The following is a 20076-nucleotide window of genomic DNA, read 5'->3' as shown; positions in this document are numbered from 1 at the left end:
GACGGCGGCGCCGCCTCAGCCGCCGTGCTCGCCCGGAAGGTAGCGCCCGAACCGCTCGGGCAATACCGGTTTCAATCCCTTCAGCACCGCCAGCGACAGCGCGGCCCCGTTCGAATCGGTCCACCAGCCGTAGCGCGCGGCCGGCGACATGTTGATCACGATCGCCACGACCAGCAGCAGCACCGCGCCGCGCACCAGCCCGAACAGGGCGCCCAGCGCGCGGTCGATCGGCCGCAGGCCCACGGAGTCCACCAGCTTCTTGGTGAGCCACGCCAGCAGCCCGCCGGTGAACACCACCGCGATGAACACGATCACAAAGCCTACCGCATACCGGCCGGCTTCGGGCGCCCGCTGCACCGGCAGCAGCGCGGCGGCGTCCGGCGCCAGCCATTGGGCCACGACGAAGGCGGCCACCCAGCTCATCACGGACAGCACCTCGTACACCAGCCCGCGCCAGGCGCCGATCACGAACGACGCGGCCAGCACGGCCAGAAACACCCAGTCGAGCGGAGTGATCGCGGCCGTCACGCTACAAGGTGAGGATCGCGGCCGGCAGGTCCAGGCCCTTGATCTTGTGCGCCGCCTTGTCGGCTTCGGCCTTGCTGGCAAACGGCCCCACCCGGACCCGGATGCGGCGGCCATCCCTGGTTTCGGCGACGTGCGTGTAGGTCTTCAGTCCGGCGCGCTCCAGGCGCGCGCGGGCCTCGCGGGCCTTGGCGACGTCGGCGAACGCTCCCACCTGCACCACGAAGCGGCCCTCGGCCGCGGCCTCCCTGGCCGCCGGCTTGCCTTCCAGCAGCGCCTTGGCCTTGGCGCCATCGCCGGCCGGCTCGGCCTTGGCAACGGGCTTGGCCTCTGCCTTGGACTCAGGCTTGGCCTCGGCCTTGGACTCAGGCTTGGGCTCCGTCCTGGCCTCCGCTTTCGCCGGCGCGGCCTCCGCTTTCGCCGGCGGCGATTCGGTCTTGGCTGCGGGCGCCGGGACCACCGGCGCCGCCGGCACCGTGGCGGCCGGCGCCGGCGGCGCGCTCACCCTGCCCGAAGCGACCGGTGCCGGCGCCGTCGCGCGCGCCGGCGCGGGCAGCGGCTTGGCCTTGTGGCGGTCGGGAATCTCGATCGGGATGTCCACCGGGATCGGCCGTGGCTGGGTGTCGAACAGCAGCGGAAAGCCGACCACGCCGGCCAGCACCAGCACCGTGGCGCCGATCAGGCGATGGCGCGCGCGGCGCCGCATGGCTTCGACGCTCTCGGGCTGCCGGGCGGCGGGGGCGCCGTCCGCGGCGGTGCGGAACTTGAAAAAGGCCATGAAACCGGTCGCCTGACGGGGCTCAGCTCGCAAGATGTTTGGCTTGTAGGCGGGGCACGCCGTCCTGCAGGACGCCGCCCACGGTGTGGAACGATCCGAAGACGACGATTCTATCAGTGGGGTCTGCATTGGCCATCGCCGCCCGCAGCGCCGCCATGGGGTCCGCGTGGATGCTGGCGCTCACCTGCGCGCGGTGGCCCTGCGCCTCCCAGCGCGCGAGCAGTCCCTGCGCCGATTCGGCCCGCGCCACCGGCAAATCGGTGAAGTACCAGCGGTCCACCAGCGGGCCGATCCGCGCGAACATCGTCTCGAGGTCCTTGTCCGCCATCGCGCCGAAGACCGCGTGCGTGGTCGGATAGAAGCCCATGGCATCCAGGTTGGCGGTCAGCGCCGCCACCGAGTGCGGGTTGTGCGCGACGTCGAGCACCAGCGCCGGCTGGCCGGGAATCACCTGGAACCGCCCCGGCAGTTCGACCATCGCCAAGCCGTTGCGCACCGCCTGCGCGGTGACCGGCAGGCGCGAGCGCAGCGACTCCAGCGCCGCCAGCGCGCCCGAGGCGTTGATCAACTGGTTGGCCCCGCGCAGCGCCGGATAGGCCAGGCCCGCATAGCGGCGGCCGCGGCCGGCCCAGGCCCACTGCTGCTTGTCGCCCGAGAAGTTGAAGTCGTGGCCGAGCCGCCAGAGGTCGGCGCCGATCTCCACCGCGCGGTCGACCACGCTCTGCGGCGGCACCGGGTCGCTGACGACCGCCGGCCGGCCGGTGCGCATGATGCCGGCCTTTTCGCGGCCGATGGACTCGCGGTCGGGGCCGAGATAGTCCATGTGATCGAGATCGACGCTGGTGATCACGGCGCAGTCGGCATCGATGATGTTGACGGCGTCGAGCCGGCCGCCGAGGCCGACCTCGAGGATGGCCAGGTCGACCGCCGAGGCCGCCATCAGGCTCAGGATCGCCAGTGTCGTGAACTCGAAATACGTCAGCGACACGCCCTCGCGCGCGGCCTCGACCCGTGCGAAATGGGGAACCAGGTCGGCGCCCCGCACGATCTCGCCGTGGATGCGGCAGCGCTCCTCGAAGTGCACCAGGTGCGGCGAGGTGTACACGCCGGTGCGGTACCCGGCCTGCAGCGCGACCGCCTCCAGCATGGCGCAGGTGGAGCCCTTGCCGTTGGTGCCGGCCACCGTGATCACCGGGCACCCGAAGGCGAGCCCCAGCCGCTGTGCGACCGAGCGCACGCGCTCCAGCCCCAGCTCGATCGTCTTGGGATGCAGCCGCTCGCAATGCGCGAGCCAGTCTTCCAGCTTGTCCATGCCGCGATTGTCCTCTGGACGAAGATCCCGGTGCCGCGACGGCCGGCGGCGTTGCTGCCTATCATCGCCGCCATGACCGCGACGCTCTATGGCATCTCCAACTGCGACACCGTCAAGAAGGCCCGCGCCTGGCTGGCCGGACACGGCGTCGACCACCGCTTCCACGACTTCAGGAAGGACGGCGTGCCGGCGGCCGAACTGCGGGACTGGCTGCAGCGCTTCGGCTGGGACAGGGTGGTCAACCGGCAAGGCAGCACGTGGCGGCGGCTCGATCCGGCGGCGCAGGCGCGGGTGTGCGATGAGGCCAGCGCCCACGCCTTCCTGGTGGAACACCCGAGCGCGATCAAGCGGCCGGTGGTGCAGTGGCCCGGCGGCGAACGCACGCTCGGGTTCGATCCCGCCGCCTGGTCGTTGCTGCCGCGTCGCTGACCCGCCACTTTTACCGGTGCTTTACCGGAAAGCGCCGGTGACTGTCGCGCTTGTGCCTAGAATTTCTTCATAGCGGACACAGTGCAAGGAGTCGTCGATGAAGAATTTGGTTCTGCTTTCAACCATGGGCCTGCTGGCGGCCGGTGGGGCCACGATCGCCAATGCGCAGGAACTCGGCCGCGTCCTGTCCGCCACCCCGGTCATCCAGCAGGTCGCGGTGCCGCGCCAGGTATGCACGACGCAGCCGATGGCCGTCCAGCAGCCGGGCGGCACCACCGGCACCGGCGCGGTGATCGGCGGGCTGGCCGGCGGCGTGATCGGCAACCAGATCGGCCACGGCGGCGGCCGGGCCGCGGCCACGGCGCTGGGCGTGATCGGTGGCGCGCTGCTCGGCAACAACGTCGAAGGCAACCAGGCGCAGGCCGCGCAGGTGCAGAACGTGCAGCAGTGCACCACGCAGACCTCCTACGAGAACCGCACCAGCGGCTACAACGTGCGCTACGAATACGCCGGCAAGGAATACCAGGTGCAGCTGCCGTACGACCCGGGTCCGACCATTCGGCTGCAGGTGACGCCGATCAGTTCCTTCGAGTCGGCGCCCGACGTCGCCGCCGCCGTGCCGGTCCAGCCGGCGGTGGTCGCCACGGCGCAGCCGGTGATGGTGGCGCCGGCCTACCCCGCGTACGTGCCGGCCCCGTACTACGGCTACCCGCCGGTGGGCCTGTCGTTCAGCCTCGGCTACATCGGTGGCGGGGGCGGCCACCGCCACCACTGGCGTTGACGCACGGGCCGCGCCAGCGGCCCGTTTCGCTTACAGCGACAACAGCCGCTGGAAGAACGAGCGGTAGCGACGCAGCGCCATGCGCAGGTGCTCGGTGTCGCCCTGCCCCACCTCGCCCTCGATCGCCGCGCGCTCGTCGGCAAAGGTCTCGGCCAGGTTCTTCATGACCTGCGCCACCAGTTCATCGGCCCGGCGCACCGCCTGCTGCGGGTCGTCGACGAAACCGATCTGCACGTCGTCCCATTGCTGACGGAAACTCTGCGCGATCGTCGGCAGGAACAGCGGCGCCAGCTGCTCCTCGTGACGCGGCCCGCCCGCCTGGCCGACCGGCCCATCGCCCATCGGCCGCAGCTCGCCGTCCATCCGGACCTCGTGTTGTGGCGGCCGCATCGCCTGCTCGGCGCGCAACTCCTGGCTGGCGCGCTCGTCGGCGCGCTGGTCGGGCGCGCGCTGTCGCTGGTCGGGGGCGGCGGCGAAGTCCGCCGTGCTCAGGGCCCGCTCTTCGGTCTTGTCCATCAATGCACCTCCATGTGTTTCTGGCTCTCCCGGCCGGCCGCTTCGCGCGCGGGCAGCGGCGACACCTGGAGCAGTTCGTCGAACAGCGCGCGGTAATGCACCACGGCCTGGCGCAGCGCCTCGGTGTCCGCCTCGCCGCGCCGGTCGCGCAGCGCGATCGCCTGGGCCGCCCGGTAATGCTCCACCACGTGCGGGTGATCCACCGAAATGTCGGCCGCCCGCCGGTCGAAGTCGCCCATCGGATAGCCGCGCCGCAGCATCAGCTCGCGCACCAGCTGGTCGGCCTCGCCCACCACGCCCTGGGGGTTGTCGACGAAGCGGGCCTGCAGGGTGCGCCAGCCATCGGCGAAGTGCTGCGCGTCGGCCGGGGCGAGCGGCACGATGTTGAGCTTTTCCACGCGCCGTTCGCGGTCGCGCAGTTCCGCCTCGGCCTTGGCGACATCGCCGTGGCGTTCGACGGCGTGCCGGTACTCCGGCCCGAAACGCTGCTCGAGCCGCTTCGACTGCTCCCTTCGGCTCCACAGCCAAACCGCCACGGCGGCCAGCGCGAGGACGACGACGACGGCAATGATCAGCGACTGGTTGTCCATCTGCTTCTCCTGAGAATGTATGAATGCAATCTAGGCAATGGCAAGGCGTTGCCATGTCGGCGCCCGCGCCGATCTCGGCTGGGCCGGTCCGACAGGCGGGTAGGAGCCGTCGGGTCAGCAGCAGCGCGGCGGGGCACACCCGGGCGGTAAAATCGCAGGTTTTCCCGCGGGCGCGCCCGGCTCGCGCCGTCACCCGAGCTCCACATGACCACCGACCACCTCGACGCCGCGCGCGTCACCACCCAGGCCAACGTCTACTTCGACGGCAAGTGCGTGAGCCACACCGTCACGCTCGCCGACGGGCAACGCAAATCGGTCGGCGTCGTGCTGCCGGCGCAGCTGACCTTCAAGACCGGCGCGCCCGAGATCATGGAGTGCGTCGCCGGCGCCTGCGAATACCGCCTGGCGGGCAGCGGCGAGTGGCGCGCCAGCCGGCCGGGCGAGCGCTTCAGCATCCCCGCCAATTCCAGCTTTGACATCCGGGTGACCGAGCCCTACCACTACATCTGCCACTTCGGCTGAATCGCATGACGACGACCATCCTCGAACACCTGCCCGTCGGCCAGAAGGTCGGCATCGCCTTTTCCGGCGGCCTGGACACCAGCGCCGCGCTGCACTGGATGCGCAAGAAGGGTGCGATCCCCTACGCCTACACGGCCAACCTGGGCCAGCCCGACGAGCCCGACTACGACGAGATTCCGCGCAAGGCGATGCAGTACGGCGCGGAACTCGCGCGGCTGGTCGACTGCCGCGTGCAGCTGGTGCATGAGGGCATCGCCGCGCTGCAGGCCGGCGCCTTCCACATCTCGACGGCCGGCGTGACCTACTTCAACACCACGCCGCTGGGACGGGCCGTGACCGGCACCATGCTGGTGGCGGCGATGAAGGAAGACGAGGTCCACATCTGGGGCGACGGCAGCACCTTCAAGGGCAACGACATCGAGCGCTTCTACCGCTACGGGCTGCTCACCAACCCGGGCCTGCGCATCTACAAGCCGTGGCTCGACCAGCAGTTCATCGACGAACTCGGCGGCCGGGCCGAGATGTCGGCGTTCATGACCCAGTCGGGCTTCCAGTACAAGATGTCGGCCGAGAAGGCGTACTCGACCGACTCCAACATGCTGGGCGCCACGCACGAGGCGAAGGACCTGGAGCACCTGAACAGCGGGATCCGCATCGTCAATCCGATCATGGGCGTGGCCTTCTGGAAGGACGAGGTCGCGATCAAGGCCGAGGAAGTGTCCGTGCGCTTCGAGGACGGCCAGCCGGTGGCGCTGAACGGCCGCACCTTCGACGACCCGGTGGCGCTGATGCTGGAAGCCAACCGCATCGGCGGCCGCCACGGCCTGGGCATGAGCGACCAGATCGAGAACCGCATCATCGAGGCCAAGAGCCGCGGCATCTACGAGGCCCCCGGCATGGCGCTGCTGTTCATCGCCTACGAGCGGCTGGTGACCGGCATCCACAACGAGGACACCATCGAGCAGTACCGCGACAACGGCCGCAAGCTCGGGCGCCTGCTCTACCAGGGCCGCTGGTTCGACCCGCAGGCGATCATGCTGCGCGAGACGGCGCAGCGCTGGGTGGCGCGGGCCGTGACCGGCGAGGTGACGCTGGAGCTGCGCCGCGGCAACGACTACTCGATCCTGAACACCGATTCGCCCAACCTCACCTACAAGCCCGAGCGGCTGACGATGGAGAAGGGCCAGGAGTTCTTCTCGCCGCGCGACCGCATCGGCCAGCTGACGATGCGCAACCTCGACATCGTCGACACCCGCGAGAAGCTGGGCATCTACACCAAGACCGGGCTGCTCTCGGCCGAGGGCACCGGACTGCCGAGCCTGGGCCACGAAAAGGACGATTGACGCTTCGGCGGGGCGCCGGCCGGCGCCCGGTTGACGCCGCGCCGCCCCTCGGCCTATTCTGCTGTCGAGCCGAACCGAATCCCTCGGTCGCGGCTCCAACACATGCCGTCGATCACTCACGACGGCAGGAGGCAAACCATGAAGCAGGTGAAACATTGGCAGGACCCAGTGAACGCCGTGCTGGGCGCGTGGTTGATGCTTTCCCCGTGGGCGCTGGGCTTCGCGGGCGACCGGCTGGCGATGTGGAACTTCCTCATCGTGGGCGTGTTGCTGCTGGCGGCGGCGCTGGGGGCCATCTTCCTGCCGCGCGCGTGGGAGGAATGGACCGAAAGCGTGCTGGGCTTGTGGATGGTCGTCTCGCCGTGGGTGGTGGGCTATGCGGCCATCGAAGCGGCCAAGACCGATGCCATCCTCTCGGGCCTCGTCATCCTGACCCTCGCCCTGTGGGCGCTGCAGGATGAAGGCGGCTGGCTGGCCCGCGACACGACCGCGCCGTAGCCGCTAGTCGAACGTGAACGTGAAGATCAGGTCCATGGCCGTGCGGGTGCCGGCCTCGGCCCGCACGGTCACGCGGCGCGTCAGGTCGTAGAACACGAACAGGGTGCCCAGGGCGCCGGACAGGCTGCGTTCGTACGCGGCGTAGAAGTTGCGGCCCAGGCGCTTGCCGAAGGTCACCGCCGGCCCTTCCGGGCCGCTGCGGTTGAAGGTCAGTTCGTCCAGCCCCAAGGAAGCCGCGACGCCGCGCTTGCCGCTGCCGGAACGGCCGGACAGCAGGGCCAGCGCCGCCCGTTGCACCAGTGCCGCCTCGGCGCCGCCGGCGGCGCTGGCGCGGCCGACCACCAGCCACGACAGCTTTTCCGCGTCGGGCAGCTCCGGCTCCGAATACAGCCGCACGTAGGGCGTCAGCACGCTGCCGGTGATCTGCACGCCCACGCGCTGGGCCAGGTTCGGCCGGACCGCCAGGATGTCGAGGGACGGGTTGTCGACCGGGCCGGTGAAGCGCAGCACCCCGCGCTCGATGTCCAGCCGCTGGCCGTAGGCCTGGTACTCGCCACCGGCCGTGCGGATCGTGCCGGTCAGCCGCGGCGCGGCCAGCGACTGGCCGGACACCGCCAGCGTGCCGCGCAGGCGCGTGTCGATGCCGTGGCCGCGCACCCGGAAGTCATTGCCCAGGTCCAGGTCGACCGCGATCCGCAGCCGGCGCCCGCCCGGGCGTTCCGCCTCCGCGGCGCGGGCCTGGGTGCGGGTCGGCCGGGTCGCCGCCCCGCGCACCACCACGTCGTCGCCCAGCTGCGGCGTGCTTTCCTCCGGCAGCACCAGCAGCGCCCGGTCGATCGCCAGCTGGCCGGTGACCTCGGTCTGGGCGGCATCGACGCGGGCCGCCAGCTGGCCCGAGACGGTGAGCTGGCGGTCCGAGCGGATGCTGGCCCGCAAGCGGTTCAGGCGGGCCGTGAGCTGCGCCTGCGGCCCGTTCGCGGTCCAGGCGCCTTCGCCGGTCGCCACCAGCGTGCCGCCGTCGCCGCCGCCGGCGGGTGAGCCGCGCAACATGAACTCGTCGACCAGCAGCCGCTGGCCGTCCAGGTGGGCACGCAGCCGTCCGCCCTGCAATTCGATGCCGTCGACCACCGAACGCAGGGCGAGGTCGTCCGCACCCAAGGTGCCGCTCAGTCGCGGATCGCCGCGGGTGCCGGCCACGGTGATGTTCGCCGCCACCGAGCCGCGCAGGCGCCAGCCGGGCGGCGCCAGCAGCGACCAGACGCCGATCCGCGGCAGCTGGGCCTGCAGCGTGCCGGCCAGCGGCGCGTCCTGCGGCCAGTTCCAGCCGGCGGCGCCGCCGGCCGCCAGCCGCGTGGCCAGCTGGCCGTGCGCGCTGCCGCCGCGCTCGCTGTCCCAGCGCAGCGACAAGCTCAGGGCGTCGCCATCGCTCTCAAGCGCCAGCCGCGCCTCGCGCACGCCGGCCTGCACCCGGGTCGAACTGCCGTCGGCCGACTCGGCCAGCACCGTGACGTCGCCGCGGCTGCGCACCAGCGCGGCACGGACCCGGGGCGTGGCGCCCAGGCTGGCGTCCCACTGCCCGTCGAACACCATGTCGCCCGACAGCGCCGACCCGGCCAGTTGCGGCCCGCCGAGCAGGCCGATCCATGCCATCGGCAGCCCGGTGAGCCGGCCCGCCGTGCGCAGCTCGCCGCCACCCCAGCGCACCGGCTCCCAGGCCAGCCGCGCCGGCGCACCCGCCGCCGCGCCGGATGGCGCCGGCGGGCGCAGCAGCGCCTGCCCGGCGCCCGCCTCGAACTGGCCGGCCGACCAGCGCCAGCCGAACGCATCCTGCAATTGCAGCGTCCAGGTCCCGGCGCCGAGCGAGGGGTCGGTGGCGCTCAGATGCAACGCGCTCACCTGCCCTTGCCACGCGGCCGGCGCCTGGCTCCGCCGGCCGCCCTGGCCGGCGACTTCCAGGCCGATCCGCCGGTCGCCGAACTCGGCCCGGCCGCGGCCGTCGACCCGGGCGTCGCTCAGGCGCCCGGAGACGTTCGCCACCGCGTCGCGCAGGCTCCACGGCGCCGGCTTCTTCGCGTCGCGCCCGGCGCCGTCGGCCGCCAGCTCCAGCAGCGGCACTTCGATCCGCCCCTGCACGGCGGGATCGCGCCAGCCGCCCTGCCACGCCAGCCGGGCATCGGCCCGCCCGTTGGCGGCCATCCCGGCCAGCGCCTCGCCGGCGCGCGGCAGCCCCTGCAGCCAGCGCAGCGCCGCGCCCAGGTTGGCGGCCTGCAGCTGCACCGTGCCGGCTCCGGCCGCCTCCGCCAGCCGGCCTTCGGCGCGCCCGCGCAGCCCCGGCGCGTCCAGTGTCACCTTGCCGCCGCCGGACCAGTCGGCCGGTCGCAGCTGCAGTTCGCCCGCGGCGCGTGCGTCGGCCGTGCGCACCTCGAACGCCGGCATCGCCAGCAGCGCGCCATCCCAGCGACCGCGCGCCGTCGCCCGGCGCAATTCCAGCGCCTGCACCGTGGCCGCCAGTTCGTCGGCGCGGCGCTCGCGCCGCCTACCGCCCGCCGCCTGGAGCTCGACTTCGAAGTCGACCGCCCGGCCCTCGCCGTGCAGGTCGGCGGTCCCGCTGACGGGCACCGGCGCCACCCCGCTGTAGAGAGCCGCCGGATCGACGCCGGCAAGCCGGCCCGTCGCCGCCCACTGGCCGGCGCTGCGCCAGCGGCCGTGCGCCTCGAGTTCGCCGCCGCCGACCTGGGCGTGCAGCCGCCGCACCAGCGCCTCGCCGCCGGCGCGCCACTCGCCTTGCGCGCTGAGTTTGGCGACCGGCAGCCGCTGCTCGTTCCACGGGCCCGGCAGCGCGTTGGCGATGTCCGCCGTGAGCGCCCAGGAGGCGGTTCCGGCGGGCTGCACCCGGACCTGTCCGGCCAGGCTGGTGCGCGGCGCCTGCGGCCACAGGGCGCTCACGTCGAGCTGCTGGAAGTCGGCTTGCGCCTGCGGCACCGGCTGCTCGGCCCACAGCGTGAGCCGGGCGCTGCCGCTGGCCCGGGTCCCGGCCGCCGCCGAGCCGGTGCCCACCTGCAGCCGGCCCTTGGCCTGCAGGTCGGCCAGCGGCCCGAGCAAGGTCACCGCGAAGTCGAGCGGCAGCGCCGCGGCGTGGCCAGGCACCTCGGCTTCGAAGCGGCCGTCCAGCGCCGCCCTGACGTGCAGGGCCCCGGCCGCACCGATGGTGGCGCTGCCGCGGTAGCTGCCGGTGCCCCAGCGCAGGCTGTCCACCTGGACCTGGTGCTGCAGGCCGTTGAAGCTGTAGTGGCCGGCGAGCTGGCTGGCGGTCACGGCGTTGCCGGCGGTGATCCATTCCAGCCGATCGACCCGCAGGTCGTCGACCGCCGGGCGCAGGCGCAGCGCCAGCGACTGCGGCAGCACCCTGGGCTGGGGCGGGCGGCGGTCCTCGATGCGGATCGCGGCCGCGGACAGCCGGTCGAACTGCAGCGCCCCGGTCAACAGCTCCAGCGGCTTCCACTCGGCCTGGACGCCCCGCGCCTCCACCTTCAGGCCGCCCCGCTCCCACACCAGCCGCTGCACGCTCAGTCCGGAGCGCAGCGAGCCGGTGGCGCCCTCCACCAGCAGCGGCTGCGAGCGGGCGACCTGCCGCAGCATCCACGCCAGCGAGCCCTCGGTGCCGGCCCACCACCAGAAGGCCGCCCCGGCCGCGGCCAGCAACAGGGCCACCGACCCGAGCGCCAGGACGATCGCCTTCAGGCTGCGCGTGACCCAGCGGCGGCTCAAAACGTGGCACCGATGTTGAAGTGCAGGCGCAGCCGCCTGACCTTGACGCCGTACGCGAGGTCGACCTGCAGCGGCCCCAGCGGGCTCTTCCAGCGCACCCCGGTGCCGACGCCGACCCAGGGCCGCAGCTTCGCCAGCTGGTCGCTGACGGCGCCGGCATCGACGAACAGCGCGCTCTCGAAGTTGGTGGCCAGCCCGTCGCGGCGGATCGGGCGTTGCCACTCGACGCTGCCCAGCGCCATGTAGCGGCCCGGACCGACGCCGCCGCCCGGCAACGCAACGCCGATGTCACGGTAGCCGTAGCCGCGCACGGTGGTGTCGCCGCCGGTGCGAAACAGCTGCGTCGAAGGCACCCGGGCGCGGGCCGGCGCCAGCACGGCGCCGCCTTCGGCGCGCAGCTGCAGCCGGCCTTCGGCGAGCGGGCGGATCCCGAGCCACCGCAGCACCGAGCGCTGGAACGGGCTCTTGCTGCCGGTCAGCGTCAGGCCGCCGCCCAGCTCGAAGCCGACGCCGAAGCCACGCGCGGGAAACGGCGTGCGGTCGAAATAGCGGCCGGTCCAGACATAGTTGGCGCTGATCGCCGCGCCGTCGCCGGTGTCGGCGGGCGTCGCCGTCACCCCGGGCTGCGCCTGCACCGTGGCCCGGTCGTACTGCGCGTACACCGAGCGGTCGATCCGCTCCTCGGCCCGGCTGCGGCCGACGCGCAGCCGCTGGCCGTTGGTGATGAACTGGCCGTCGTCGACCCGTTCGGCGCGCGCCAGCACGCCCCAGCGCCAGAGCCTGGCGTCGGGCACCGCCGTCCACTCGGTCTCCACGAACGGCGACTTGCGCTCGATCTGCAGCTTGGTGAGCGCGCGCCAGCCGATGCCCGGCACCCGGTTGTTCAGGTATTCGACGCTGGCGCGCGGGCCGCTGTCGGTCGACAGGCCCAGCCCCAGCACCACCTTGTGCAGCGGCGCCTCGCGCACGTTCACCTGCACCGGCGCCGCCTTGGGGTCGGCCTGCGGGTCGACGAAGATGAAGGCCGAATCGAAGTAGCCGCTGCCGGCCAGCCGCAGCTGGGCGTCGCGCAGGCGCTCCTGGTCGTAGGCGCTGCCCTCGGGCAGCCGGGCGATGCGCGGCACCAGCCGCGGGTCGTAGCGGCTGATGCCCGTGACCTGCATCGGGCCCAGCCGAAAGAGCGGCCCGGAATCGAGCCGCACTTCCAGGTTGGCCCAGCCGGCCGGCGCGTCGATGTCGGCCAGGCTGTAGCTGATCCGCCCGGCCGGATAGCGGCGCGTGACCAGCTGCCGCAGCGCGGTGGTCTTGGCGCCGTCCCAGGCCTCCTGCGTGAAGCGGTGGCCCGGCGGCAGGCGCCAGCCGGCGCGGATCTCCTCGCGCTGCGCGGCGACGCCGCTGTCGCCTTGCTCGGTGATCTCGCCTTCGAACGAGACCGCCGCCTTGGCCACGATGGCGACCGCGCCGGGGTCGACTTCGACCACGATCCGCGGCCGCTCGGCGCTGCCGCCTTCGCGCCGAACGGAGATCTTGGGGTCGAAGAAGCCGAGCGTGCCCACCAGTTCGCGCACGTCGCGCTCGGCCAGCACCATCAGCCGGGCGAGTTCGGCGTCGTCCAGGTCGCTCACTTCCTGGTAGCGCTTGAGCTCCATGTGCTGCCGCAGCAAGGGCGCGACCGACGCCGGCGCCCGCAGGTCGAGCTCGAAGGAAGGGCCGGCGGCAGGGGCGCCGGCCGGCGGCGAAGCGGGCTCCTGCGCCCACGCCGCGGCGCCGAGTCCGAGCGCCAGCGCCGCCGTGACGGCGGCCCGGAGCCGGTGGAGCGACCCGCGGATCCGGGCGAGCGAACGAACAGGCATGCCGATGAGCACTGGATGGGCTTGCCCGAACTATGAAGAGTTTCTCCGACGCGGCGCGTAGGTCAACGCCGACAGTGACCTCGTGGTAAGCCCGCGGGCCGGCTCGACGCGTCGCGGCGCCGGCGTTGCATGCGCGCGATGCGGCGACGGCAGCGCGCGCTTACACCACCACCGGTTCCGGCTCCAGGCGGATGCCGAAGCGCTCGTACACGCTGGTCTGGATCGCGCGGGCCAGGGTCACGACCTCGCCGCCGGTGGCGCCGCCGCGGTTGACCAGCACCAGGGCCTGCTTTTCGTACACCCCGGCGTTGCCGACCGACTTGCCTTTCCAGCCGCAGGCGTCGATCAGCCAGCCCGCGGCCAGCTTCACGCTGCCGTCCGGCATCGGGTAGTGCACGATCCCCGGCTCGCGGGCGATGATGTCCTGGCACTGCTCCGGCGTGACCGTGGGGTTCTTGAAGAAGCTGCCGGCGTTGCCGATCACGCGCGGGTCGGGCAGCTTGGCGCTGCGGATCGCGCACACCCAGTCGCGCACCTGCCGCGGCGACGGCTCGCCGATGCCGCTTTCCTGCATCTTGCGCTCCAGGTCCACGTAGCCGAGCACCGGCTTCCACGGCTTGGGCAGCCGGAAGCGCACCCGCAGGATCAGGGCCCGGCCCGCCAGCCCGAAATCGCCCTCCTTGGCGGCCACGTGCTTGAACACCGAGTCGCGGTAGCCGAACGCGCACTGGGCGGCGTCCAGCGTGAACGGCTTGCCGGTGACCAGGTCCACCGCATCGAGCGAATCGAAGCGGTCCTGCAGTTCCACCCCATAGGCGCCGATGTTCTGCACCGGCGAGGCGCCCACCGTGCCGGGGATCAGCGCCAGGTTCTCCAGGCCGGGGCAGCCCTGCGCCAGCGTCCAGTCGACGAACTCGTGCCAGTTCTCGCCGGCGCCGGCTTCCAGCAGCGTGCCCCGGGGCCCGTCCTCGATCAGGCTGCGGCCGGGCACCTCCACCTTCAGCACCAGCGGCTTGACGTCGCCCGTCAGCACGATGTTGGAGCCGCCGCCCAGCACGAACTTGGGCATCGGCCCGAATTCGGGGTCGTGCAGCAGCTGCTGCACGTCGGCGGCGCTGCGCACCCGCACCAGCGCCCGCGCCTTGGCGACGATGCCGAAGCTGTTGTGCGGCTGCAGCGGGACGTTGCGCTCGACGATCATGGGAGAATTGTCGCATCCGCACATTGCCCCGCTGGAGGGACGTTCATGCCTTCGTTCGACACCGTCTGCGAACCCAACATGGTGGAAGTGAAAAATGCTGTCGACAACAGCAGCAAGGAAATCGGCACCCGCTTCGATTTCAAGGGCACTTCCGCCGCACTCGACCTGAAGGACAAGGAGATCACGGTCTTTGGCGACGCGCCGTTCCAGCTGACGCAGGTCGAGGACATCCTCACCAGCAAGCTGGCCAAGCGCAACGTCGACGTGCGCTTCCTGGACAAGGGCGAGGTGCAGAAGATCGGCGGCGACAAGGTCAAGCAGGTGATCAAGGTGCGCAGCGGCATCGAAGCCGAGCAGGCCAAGAAGATCAGCCGCCTGATCAAGAACAGCAAGCTGAAGGTGCAGGCCCAGATCCAGGGCGACGCGGTGCGCGTCAGCGGCGCCAAGCGCGACGACCTGCAGGCGGCCATGGCCCTGATCCGCAAGGAGATGGCCGACATGCCGCTGTCCTTCAACAACTTCCGCGACTGACGTGGCCGGCCCGGTGCCGCGCCTGCTGGCCGCCGCGCTCGTGCTGGCCGGCGCCGCCGCGTCCGCGCAGACGGTGTCGCTGCAAGGCATGCTGGGCCGCCAGGCGCTGCTGATCGTCGACGGCGCCCCGCCCCGCGGGGTGGCGCCCGGGGCCAGCCACAAGGGGGTGAAGGTGGTTTCCACCGCCGGCGACGAGGCGGTGGTCGAGATCGGCGGCAGGCGGCACACCCTGCGGGTGGGCGAGGCGCCCGCCAGCGTCGGGCCCCCGGCGGGACCGCGCGGCAGCCGGATCGTGCTGACGGCCGCCAGCGGCGGCCACTTCCTGGCGCAGGGCGCGATCAACGGGCGGGCCGCCAATTTCGTGGTCGACACCGGCGCCACCTATGTGTCCATGGGCGCCGCCGAGGCCCAGCGCCTGGGCGTCAATTACCAGGGCGGGCCAAAGGGCTTCGCCAGCACCGCCAACGGCGTGGTGCCGGCCTGGCGCGCGAAGATCGATTCGCTGCGCATCGGCGACGTGGAGGTCTTCGACGTCGACGCCCTGGTGTCGCCGCAGCCGGTCCCGCAGATCCTGCTGGGCAACAGCTTCCTCAACCGCTTCCAGATGAAGCGTGACAACGAGCAGATGGTGCTCGAACGCCGGTACTGACGTTCCCGATGCCGGACCAGACCACAGCGCCCGCGGCCGCCGCCGATCACGATCTGTCGCCGCTGGCGCCCTTGCGCCGCCCGGTCTTCCGCATGCTGTGGCTGACCTGGCTGGCGGCGAACACCACGATGTGGATGAACGACGTGGCCTCGGCCTGGCTGATGACGTCGCTCGCGCCCTCGCCGCTGTGGGTGGCGCTGGTGCAGTCGGCCGGCACCTTGCCGGTGTTCCTGCTCGGACTGCCGAGTGGCGCGCTGGCCGACATCCTCGATCGCCGGCGCTTCCTGATGATCACCCAGTTCTGGGTGGCCGGCATCGCCACCGTGATCTGCATCACCGTGGCGCTGGGCTGGATGAGCGCCCCGCTGCTGCTGGCGCTGACCTTCGCGAACGGGGTCGGGCTGGCGATGCGCTGGCCGGTGTTCGCGGCGATCGTCCCGGAACTGGTGCCGCGGGCGCAACTGCCGCTGGCGCTGGCGCTCAACGGGGTGTCGATGAACGCCTCGCGCATCATCGGCCCGCTGGTGGCCGGGGCCATCATCGCCGCCGCCGGCAGCGCCTGGGTGTTCGCGCTGAACGCCGCCCTGTCGCTGGTGGCCGGCTTCACCATCATGCACTGGCGGCGCGAGCACAAGGAGAGCCCGCTGGGGCGCGAACGGCTCGGCAGCGCGATGCGGGTGGGCGTGCAGTACGTGCGCCAGTCGCGCCGCATGCGCGGCGTGCTGGTGCGCATCGGCCTGTTCTTCTTCCATTCGACGGCCCTGCTCGCCCTGCTGCCGCTGGTGGCGCGCGCCCTGCCCGGCGGCGGTGCCGGCACGTTCACGGTGCTGCTGGCGTCGATGGGCGGCGGCGCCATCATCGCGGCGCTGTCGGTCGGCCGCATCCGCAGCCTGATGCCGGTGCAGCAGCTGCTGGTGGCCGGCACCGCCCTGCAGTCGGCGGCGATGCTCGCGGTCGCCTACGCGCCCAACATCTATGTCGCGGTGCCGGCCATGGTCTTCGCCGGCGTGGCCTGGATCACGGTGGCCAACACCCTCACGGTGACCGCGCAGATGGCGCTGCCCGACTGGGTGCGGGCCCGCGGCATGTCGATCTACCAGATGTCGCTGATGGGCTCGACGGCCGCCGGGGCGGCGCTGTGGGGCCAGGTCGCGACCTGGACCACGATCCACCAGAGCCTGGCGATCGCCGCCGTCACCAGCAGCGCGCTGATGGCGCTGGCGCAACGCCTCCTCACCGACCGCGGGATCGAGGAGGACCTGACGCCGGCGCGCGTGTTCCAGGTGCCGCACGCCGACGCGCCGCCGCGCACCGGCCGCGTCCAGGTGCAGATCGAGTACCGCATCGACCCGGCCCGCAGCGCGGACTTCATGGCGCTGATGCAGGAAAGCCGGCGCAGCCGGATGAGCCAGGGGGCGCTCGATTGGCAGGTGATGCGCGACCTGTACGAGCCGGGCCGGATCGTCGAGCAGGTCACGGATGAGTCGTGGACCGAGCACCTGCGCCGGTTCGACCGCGTGACGGCGGCCGACGTGCGGCTGCGCGACCGCAAGCTGGCGTTCCATGTCGGCCAGACGCCGCCGGTCGTCAGCCGCTTCATCATCGATCCATAGGCCGCCGCGGGCATTGCCGGGCCGGCGACGGGCGCACCTAGAATGGGCCGCTTCCAAAGAAGGACCCAGCCCGCATGTTTTCCCACGAGGCGCTCGCCGAACACGTCGAACATCTGCAACGCGTGCTCGAGGGCGCGACGCTCGGCACCTTCGATTACGACCTCGCCAGTTCGCAGGTGCAGGTCTCGCCCCTGACCTGCCGCATCTACGGACTGCCGCCGGCGCCGGCGGTTCCGGTGCAGCAGTTGCTGGCGCACATCGACGAGGCGGGCCGCGAGTCGCGGCAGGCCGCCTATGTGGCCGCGCTCGACCCGCAGGGCGAAGGCGTGTACCAGACCGAGTACCGGCTCACCGGCCCGGGGGCCCCGCGCTGGGTGTCGGTGCGCGGCCGGGTGGTGTTCGGGACCGGCGCGCCAGGCGCCCGCGTGCCGCGGCGGCTGGTCGGCGTGGTCTCGGACATCACGCCGCAAAAGACCCAGCAGGAGGCGCTGGAACAGTTCACCGCCATGACGACCGCGATCGGCAACTCCACCGACGCGTTCATGTACGTCAAGGACCGCGAGAGCCGCATGCTGTTCTGCAACGGCGCGGTGCTGCGGGCGCTGGGCAAGCGCAGCGACCAAGTGCTGGGCAAGACCGACCGCGAATTCGCCGGCCCCGGTCCGGCGACCGACGCGATCATGGAGCACGACCGCCAGGTGATGGCGCAAGGCACCGCGCAGGTCTACCACGAGTCGATCGAGAGTCTCAACCGCGTCTACTATTCCACCAAGACGCCGGTTCGCAACGCCCGCGGCGAAGTGATCGGGCTGGCCGGCGTCTCGGTCGATGTCACCGAGCTGCACGAAGCCAGGCGCGCGCTGCAGGAAAGCGAGGAGCGCGCCGCGATGGCGGCCGAAGCCGCCGAGATCGGCGTCTACGACTGGGACGTGGCGGGCGACCGCCTGGTGTGGTCGCAGGCGCTGCGCGAGCAGTTCGGCATCGACATGGCCGAAGTCGTCACGCTCGACACGGCCGTCCGGCGCATCCACCCCGAGGACCAGCCGCGGCTGAAGGAAGCACTGCGGCAGGCGATGGACCCGGCCAGCGACGGCCGCCTGTCGATCGAATACCGCACGGTGCCGGTGGCCGGCGAGACGCGCTGGCTGCACGTGCTGGGCAAGGCGGAGTTCCGCGGCACCGGCGCGCAGCGCACCGCCCGGCGGGTGGCCGGCGTGTCGATCAACATCACCAAGCGCAAGGCGCTGGAGCAGGCGCTGCGCGATGCCGACCGGCGCAAGGACGAATTCCTGGCGATGCTGGCGCACGAGTTGCGCAATCCGCTGGCGCCGGTGCTCAATGCGACGGCGGCGCTGGAGCGCGGCGACGTGCCGGCCGGCCAGATCGCCCGCATCGCGCGCATCGCCAATCGCCAGACCCGCCACATGGCGCGGCTGATCGACGACCTGCTCGATGCCTCGCGCCTGACGCTCGGCAAGATCTCGATCCGGCGCGCGCCGCTGCGCTTCGGCGACATCGTGACCGCCGCCGCCGAACACGCCATCGCCCCGGACCTGCGCGCGCGGCGCCGCGTCCGGGTCGACGTGCAGCCAGAGGCGATCTGGGTTGACGGCGACAACGTGCGCCTGATGCAGCTGGTGAGCAACCTGCTGAACAACGCGGCCAAGTTCACGGCCGACGGCGGCGCGATCCGGGTGCAGCTCGCGCGCGAAGGCGACGAGGCCGTGCTGACGGTGGAAGACGACGGCCAGGGCATCGGCCCCGACTTGCTGCCGCGCATCTTCGAGCTGTTCGTGCAGGGCGACAGCAGCCTCGATCGCGCGTCCGGCGGACTGGGCATCGGGCTGTCGCTGGTCAAGGCGCTGGCGCAACTGCATGGCGGCTCGGTGCAGGCCGAGAGCGATGGCCCGGGCCGCGGCGCCCGCTTCCGGGTGCGGCTGCCGGTCGGCGCCGCGCCGCTGCCGCCGCAGCCGGCGCCCAGGCCGACCGCGGCCAGCGCGCGCCGGATCCTGATCATCGAGGACAACATCGACGCGGCGGAGACGCTCAAGCTCATGCTGGAGCTGCAGGGGCACGAGGTCGCCACCGCCGGCGACGGGCCGGCCGGGCTGCAGGCGGCCAGGGACTCGGCCGCCGACACCATGCTGATCGACATCGGCCTGCCCGGCATGACCGGCTTCGAAGTGGCGCAGCGGATGCGCTCGCAACTGGCCGGGCAGCCGGCCCGCCTGATCGCGCTGACCGGCTACGGCAGCCCGGAGGACAAGCGGCGGGTGCTGGAGGCGGGGTTCGACCTGCACCTGGTCAAGCCGGTGTCGCTGGAAGACCTCACGCTCGCCCTCGATTCCTCCACGGCGGCGGCATGAAGCTCAACATCCTGTCCGATCTCCACCTCGGGCAGGGTGGGCTGGCGCCGCCGGCCAACGACGCCGACCTGGTGATCCTCGCCGGCGACATCGCGCGGCCCGGGCCGGCCATCGCCTGGGCGGCGCAGCTGGGCAAGCCGGTGCTGTACGTCGCCGGCAACCACGAGTTCTACGGCGCCAGCCTGGCCGGCACCGCGCGCGCCCTGCGCGAGGCCAGCGCCGGCACCCAGGTGCGGGTGCTGGACGACGAGCAGGTGGTGATCGGCGGCGTGCGCTTCCTGGGCACCACCTTGTGGACCGACTTCCTGCTGTTCGGCGACGGCGAGGGGCGGGCCCGCGCGCAGGTCGAGGCCCAGCGCTTCATGCGCGACTTCAGCCGCATCTTCGTCGACGACGAACAGCGCCAGCCGCTCTCGCCGCAGCACTCGGCCCGGCTCTTCGAGCGGCATGCGGCCTGGCTCGCGCAGCGGCTGGCCGAGCCGCACGCCGGGCCGACAGTCGTCATCACGCACCACGCGCCGGCGCGCGGCAGCATCCATCCGCGCTTCGCCGGCTCGCCGGTCAACGCCTGCTTCGTCTCGGACGCGCAGGCCCTGCTCGGGGCGGACCGGGTGCAGCTGTGGATCCACGGCCACACCCACGACAGCTTCGACTACCGCGTCAACGGCACGCGCGTGGTCTGCAATCCGCGCGGCTATGCCCGCGACGGCGTGAACGAGAACGCGAACTTCGATCCCGACTTCACCGTCGACATCGGCTGAGCGCCGGGTCCGGCCCGGCCCTGCCGGCGACAAGGGCTTG

The 20076-nt window shown here is 72.2% G+C and carries 18 protein-coding genes; 10 read left to right on the top strand and 8 right to left on the bottom strand.

The window, feature by feature from the left end; translation table 11 throughout:
• Nucleotides 1–15 precede the first annotated feature (15 nt).
• Genes VNT59_RS09605 through folC form a run of 3 tightly spaced genes read right to left on the bottom strand, consistent with a single transcriptional unit; the run spans nt 16 to nt 2615 of the window.
• A complete protein-coding gene (locus tag VNT59_RS09605; protein WP_325498210.1) occupies nt 16–516 on the bottom strand; it encodes a CvpA family protein in 501 nt (166 codons plus the stop codon).
• A gap of 13 nt (nt 517–529) precedes the next feature.
• Nucleotides 530–1303 carry an SPOR domain-containing protein gene (locus VNT59_RS09600; RefSeq protein ID WP_325498112.1) on the bottom strand — a complete coding sequence of 258 codons (774 nt, stop codon included), beginning with the start codon at nt 1301–1303 and terminating at the stop codon, nt 530–532.
• A 22-nt stretch (nt 1304–1325) separates the two neighbouring features.
• A complete protein-coding gene (gene folC / locus VNT59_RS09595) occupies nt 1326–2615 on the bottom strand; it encodes a bifunctional tetrahydrofolate synthase/dihydrofolate synthase (protein ID WP_325498111.1) in 1290 nt (429 codons plus the stop codon).
• Between the two features lie 72 nt (nt 2616–2687).
• On the opposite strand from folC, the gene VNT59_RS09590 reads away from it, so the two are divergent.
• Entirely contained in the window at nt 2688–3044 is a 357-nt protein-coding gene (locus VNT59_RS09590; RefSeq protein ID WP_325498110.1) for an arsenate reductase, read from the top strand.
• 97 nt (nt 3045–3141) lie between these two features.
• Nucleotides 3142–3825, top strand: a complete 684-nt coding sequence (locus VNT59_RS09585) for a glycine zipper 2TM domain-containing protein (RefSeq protein WP_325498109.1) — start codon at nt 3142–3144, stop codon at nt 3823–3825.
• Nucleotides 3826–3855: 30 nt separating this feature from the next.
• Here VNT59_RS09585 and VNT59_RS09580 read toward each other — a convergent pair whose 3' ends face one another.
• Nucleotides 3856–4341, bottom strand: a complete 486-nt coding sequence (locus VNT59_RS09580) for a hypothetical protein (protein WP_325498108.1) — start codon at nt 4339–4341, stop codon at nt 3856–3858.
• Complete coding sequence (locus VNT59_RS09575) at nt 4341–4931, bottom strand: hypothetical protein (protein WP_325498107.1); 591 nt, start codon at nt 4929–4931, stop codon at nt 4341–4343. The genes VNT59_RS09580 and VNT59_RS09575 overlap by 1 nt, the downstream gene beginning before the upstream one ends.
• A 204-nt stretch (nt 4932–5135) precedes the next feature.
• Between VNT59_RS09575 and VNT59_RS09570 the strand changes: the two genes are divergently transcribed.
• The 3 genes from VNT59_RS09570 (at nt 5136) to VNT59_RS09560 (ending at nt 7294) form a co-directional block, all read left to right on the top strand.
• A complete protein-coding gene (locus tag VNT59_RS09570; RefSeq protein ID WP_325498106.1) occupies nt 5136–5453 on the top strand; it encodes a pyrimidine/purine nucleoside phosphorylase in 318 nt (105 codons plus the stop codon).
• Between the two features lie 5 nt (nt 5454–5458).
• Nucleotides 5459–6796, top strand: coding sequence for an argininosuccinate synthase (argG, locus tag VNT59_RS09565; protein WP_325498105.1), 1338 nt, complete (start codon nt 5459–5461; stop codon nt 6794–6796).
• A 138-nt stretch (nt 6797–6934) separates the two neighbouring features.
• A complete protein-coding gene (locus tag VNT59_RS09560) occupies nt 6935–7294 on the top strand; it encodes an SPW repeat protein (RefSeq protein WP_325498104.1) in 360 nt (119 codons plus the stop codon).
• 3 nt (nt 7295–7297) lie between these two features.
• Here VNT59_RS09560 and VNT59_RS09555 read toward each other — a convergent pair whose 3' ends face one another.
• The 3 genes from VNT59_RS09555 to murB all read right to left on the bottom strand — a co-directional run bounded on the left by VNT59_RS09555 (nt 7298) and on the right by murB (nt 14116).
• Nucleotides 7298–11062 carry a translocation/assembly module TamB domain-containing protein gene (locus tag VNT59_RS09555; protein ID WP_325498103.1) on the bottom strand — a complete coding sequence of 1255 codons (3765 nt, stop codon included), beginning with the start codon at nt 11060–11062 and terminating at the stop codon, nt 7298–7300.
• Complete coding sequence (locus VNT59_RS09550; RefSeq protein WP_325498102.1) at nt 11059–12915, bottom strand: autotransporter assembly complex protein TamA; 1857 nt, start codon at nt 12913–12915, stop codon at nt 11059–11061. The genes VNT59_RS09555 and VNT59_RS09550 overlap by 4 nt, the downstream gene beginning before the upstream one ends.
• Nucleotides 12916–13075: 160 nt before the next feature.
• Nucleotides 13076–14116, bottom strand: a complete 1041-nt coding sequence (murB, locus tag VNT59_RS09545; protein WP_325498101.1) for a UDP-N-acetylmuramate dehydrogenase — start codon at nt 14114–14116, stop codon at nt 13076–13078.
• Nucleotides 14117–14161: 45 nt separating this feature from the next.
• Between murB and VNT59_RS09540 the strand changes: the two genes are divergently transcribed.
• The 5 genes from VNT59_RS09540 (at nt 14162) to VNT59_RS09520 (ending at nt 20036) form a co-directional block, all read left to right on the top strand.
• A complete protein-coding gene (locus VNT59_RS09540; protein ID WP_325498100.1) occupies nt 14162–14647 on the top strand; it encodes a YajQ family cyclic di-GMP-binding protein in 486 nt (161 codons plus the stop codon).
• A gap of 1 nt (nt 14648) precedes the next feature.
• A complete protein-coding gene (locus VNT59_RS09535) occupies nt 14649–15296 on the top strand; it encodes a retropepsin-like aspartic protease (RefSeq protein WP_325498099.1) in 648 nt (215 codons plus the stop codon).
• 8 nt (nt 15297–15304) lie between these two features.
• Entirely contained in the window at nt 15305–16909 is a 1605-nt protein-coding gene (locus VNT59_RS09530) for an MFS transporter (protein WP_325498098.1), read from the top strand.
• A 74-nt stretch (nt 16910–16983) separates the two neighbouring features.
• Nucleotides 16984–19275, top strand: a complete 2292-nt coding sequence (locus VNT59_RS09525; RefSeq protein WP_325498097.1) for a hybrid sensor histidine kinase/response regulator — start codon at nt 16984–16986, stop codon at nt 19273–19275.
• The gene (locus VNT59_RS09520) at nt 19272–20036 is read left to right on the top strand and encodes a metallophosphoesterase (protein WP_325498096.1); all 765 of its coding nucleotides are present in this window, start codon (nt 19272–19274) and stop codon (nt 20034–20036) included. Before VNT59_RS09525 ends, VNT59_RS09520 begins: the two co-directional genes overlap by 4 nt.
• Nucleotides 20037–20076 lie beyond the last annotated feature (40 nt).

It is taken from the genome of Ramlibacter sp., assembly GCF_035554825.1.
Taxonomy (GTDB): domain Bacteria; phylum Pseudomonadota; class Gammaproteobacteria; order Burkholderiales; family Burkholderiaceae_C; genus Ramlibacter.
The sequence above is the reverse complement of the archived record's forward strand: the minus strand, read 5'-3'. Positions and strand labels throughout refer to the sequence as shown.

Excerpts from the sequence above, each read along its gene's own strand:
- VNT59_RS09600 (WP_325498112.1), bottom strand. The coding sequence starts at position 1,303 with ATGGCCTTTTTCAAGTTCCGCACCGCCGCGGACGGCGCCCCCGCCGCC.
- folC (WP_325498111.1), bottom strand. The coding sequence starts at position 2,615 with ATGGACAAGCTGGAAGACTGGCTCGCGCATTGCGAGCGGCTGCATCCC.
- VNT59_RS09590 (WP_325498110.1), top strand. The coding sequence starts at position 2,688 with ATGACCGCGACGCTCTATGGCATCTCCAACTGCGACACCGTCAAGAAG.
- VNT59_RS09585 (WP_325498109.1), top strand. The coding sequence starts at position 3,142 with ATGAAGAATTTGGTTCTGCTTTCAACCATGGGCCTGCTGGCGGCCGGT.
- VNT59_RS09580 (WP_325498108.1), bottom strand. The coding sequence starts at position 4,341 with ATGGACAAGACCGAAGAGCGGGCCCTGAGCACGGCGGACTTCGCCGCC.
- VNT59_RS09575 (WP_325498107.1), bottom strand. The coding sequence starts at position 4,931 with ATGGACAACCAGTCGCTGATCATTGCCGTCGTCGTCGTCCTCGCGCTG.
- VNT59_RS09570 (WP_325498106.1), top strand. The coding sequence starts at position 5,136 with ATGACCACCGACCACCTCGACGCCGCGCGCGTCACCACCCAGGCCAAC.
- argG (WP_325498105.1), top strand. The coding sequence starts at position 5,459 with ATGACGACGACCATCCTCGAACACCTGCCCGTCGGCCAGAAGGTCGGC.
- VNT59_RS09560 (WP_325498104.1), top strand. The coding sequence starts at position 6,935 with ATGAAGCAGGTGAAACATTGGCAGGACCCAGTGAACGCCGTGCTGGGC.
- VNT59_RS09550 (WP_325498102.1), bottom strand. The coding sequence starts at position 12,915 with ATGCCTGTTCGTTCGCTCGCCCGGATCCGCGGGTCGCTCCACCGGCTC.
- murB (WP_325498101.1), bottom strand. The coding sequence starts at position 14,116 with ATGATCGTCGAGCGCAACGTCCCGCTGCAGCCGCACAACAGCTTCGGC.
- VNT59_RS09540 (WP_325498100.1), top strand. The coding sequence starts at position 14,162 with ATGCCTTCGTTCGACACCGTCTGCGAACCCAACATGGTGGAAGTGAAA.
- VNT59_RS09530 (WP_325498098.1), top strand. The coding sequence starts at position 15,305 with ATGCCGGACCAGACCACAGCGCCCGCGGCCGCCGCCGATCACGATCTG.
- VNT59_RS09525 (WP_325498097.1), top strand. The coding sequence starts at position 16,984 with ATGTTTTCCCACGAGGCGCTCGCCGAACACGTCGAACATCTGCAACGC.
- VNT59_RS09520 (WP_325498096.1), top strand. The coding sequence starts at position 19,272 with ATGAAGCTCAACATCCTGTCCGATCTCCACCTCGGGCAGGGTGGGCTG.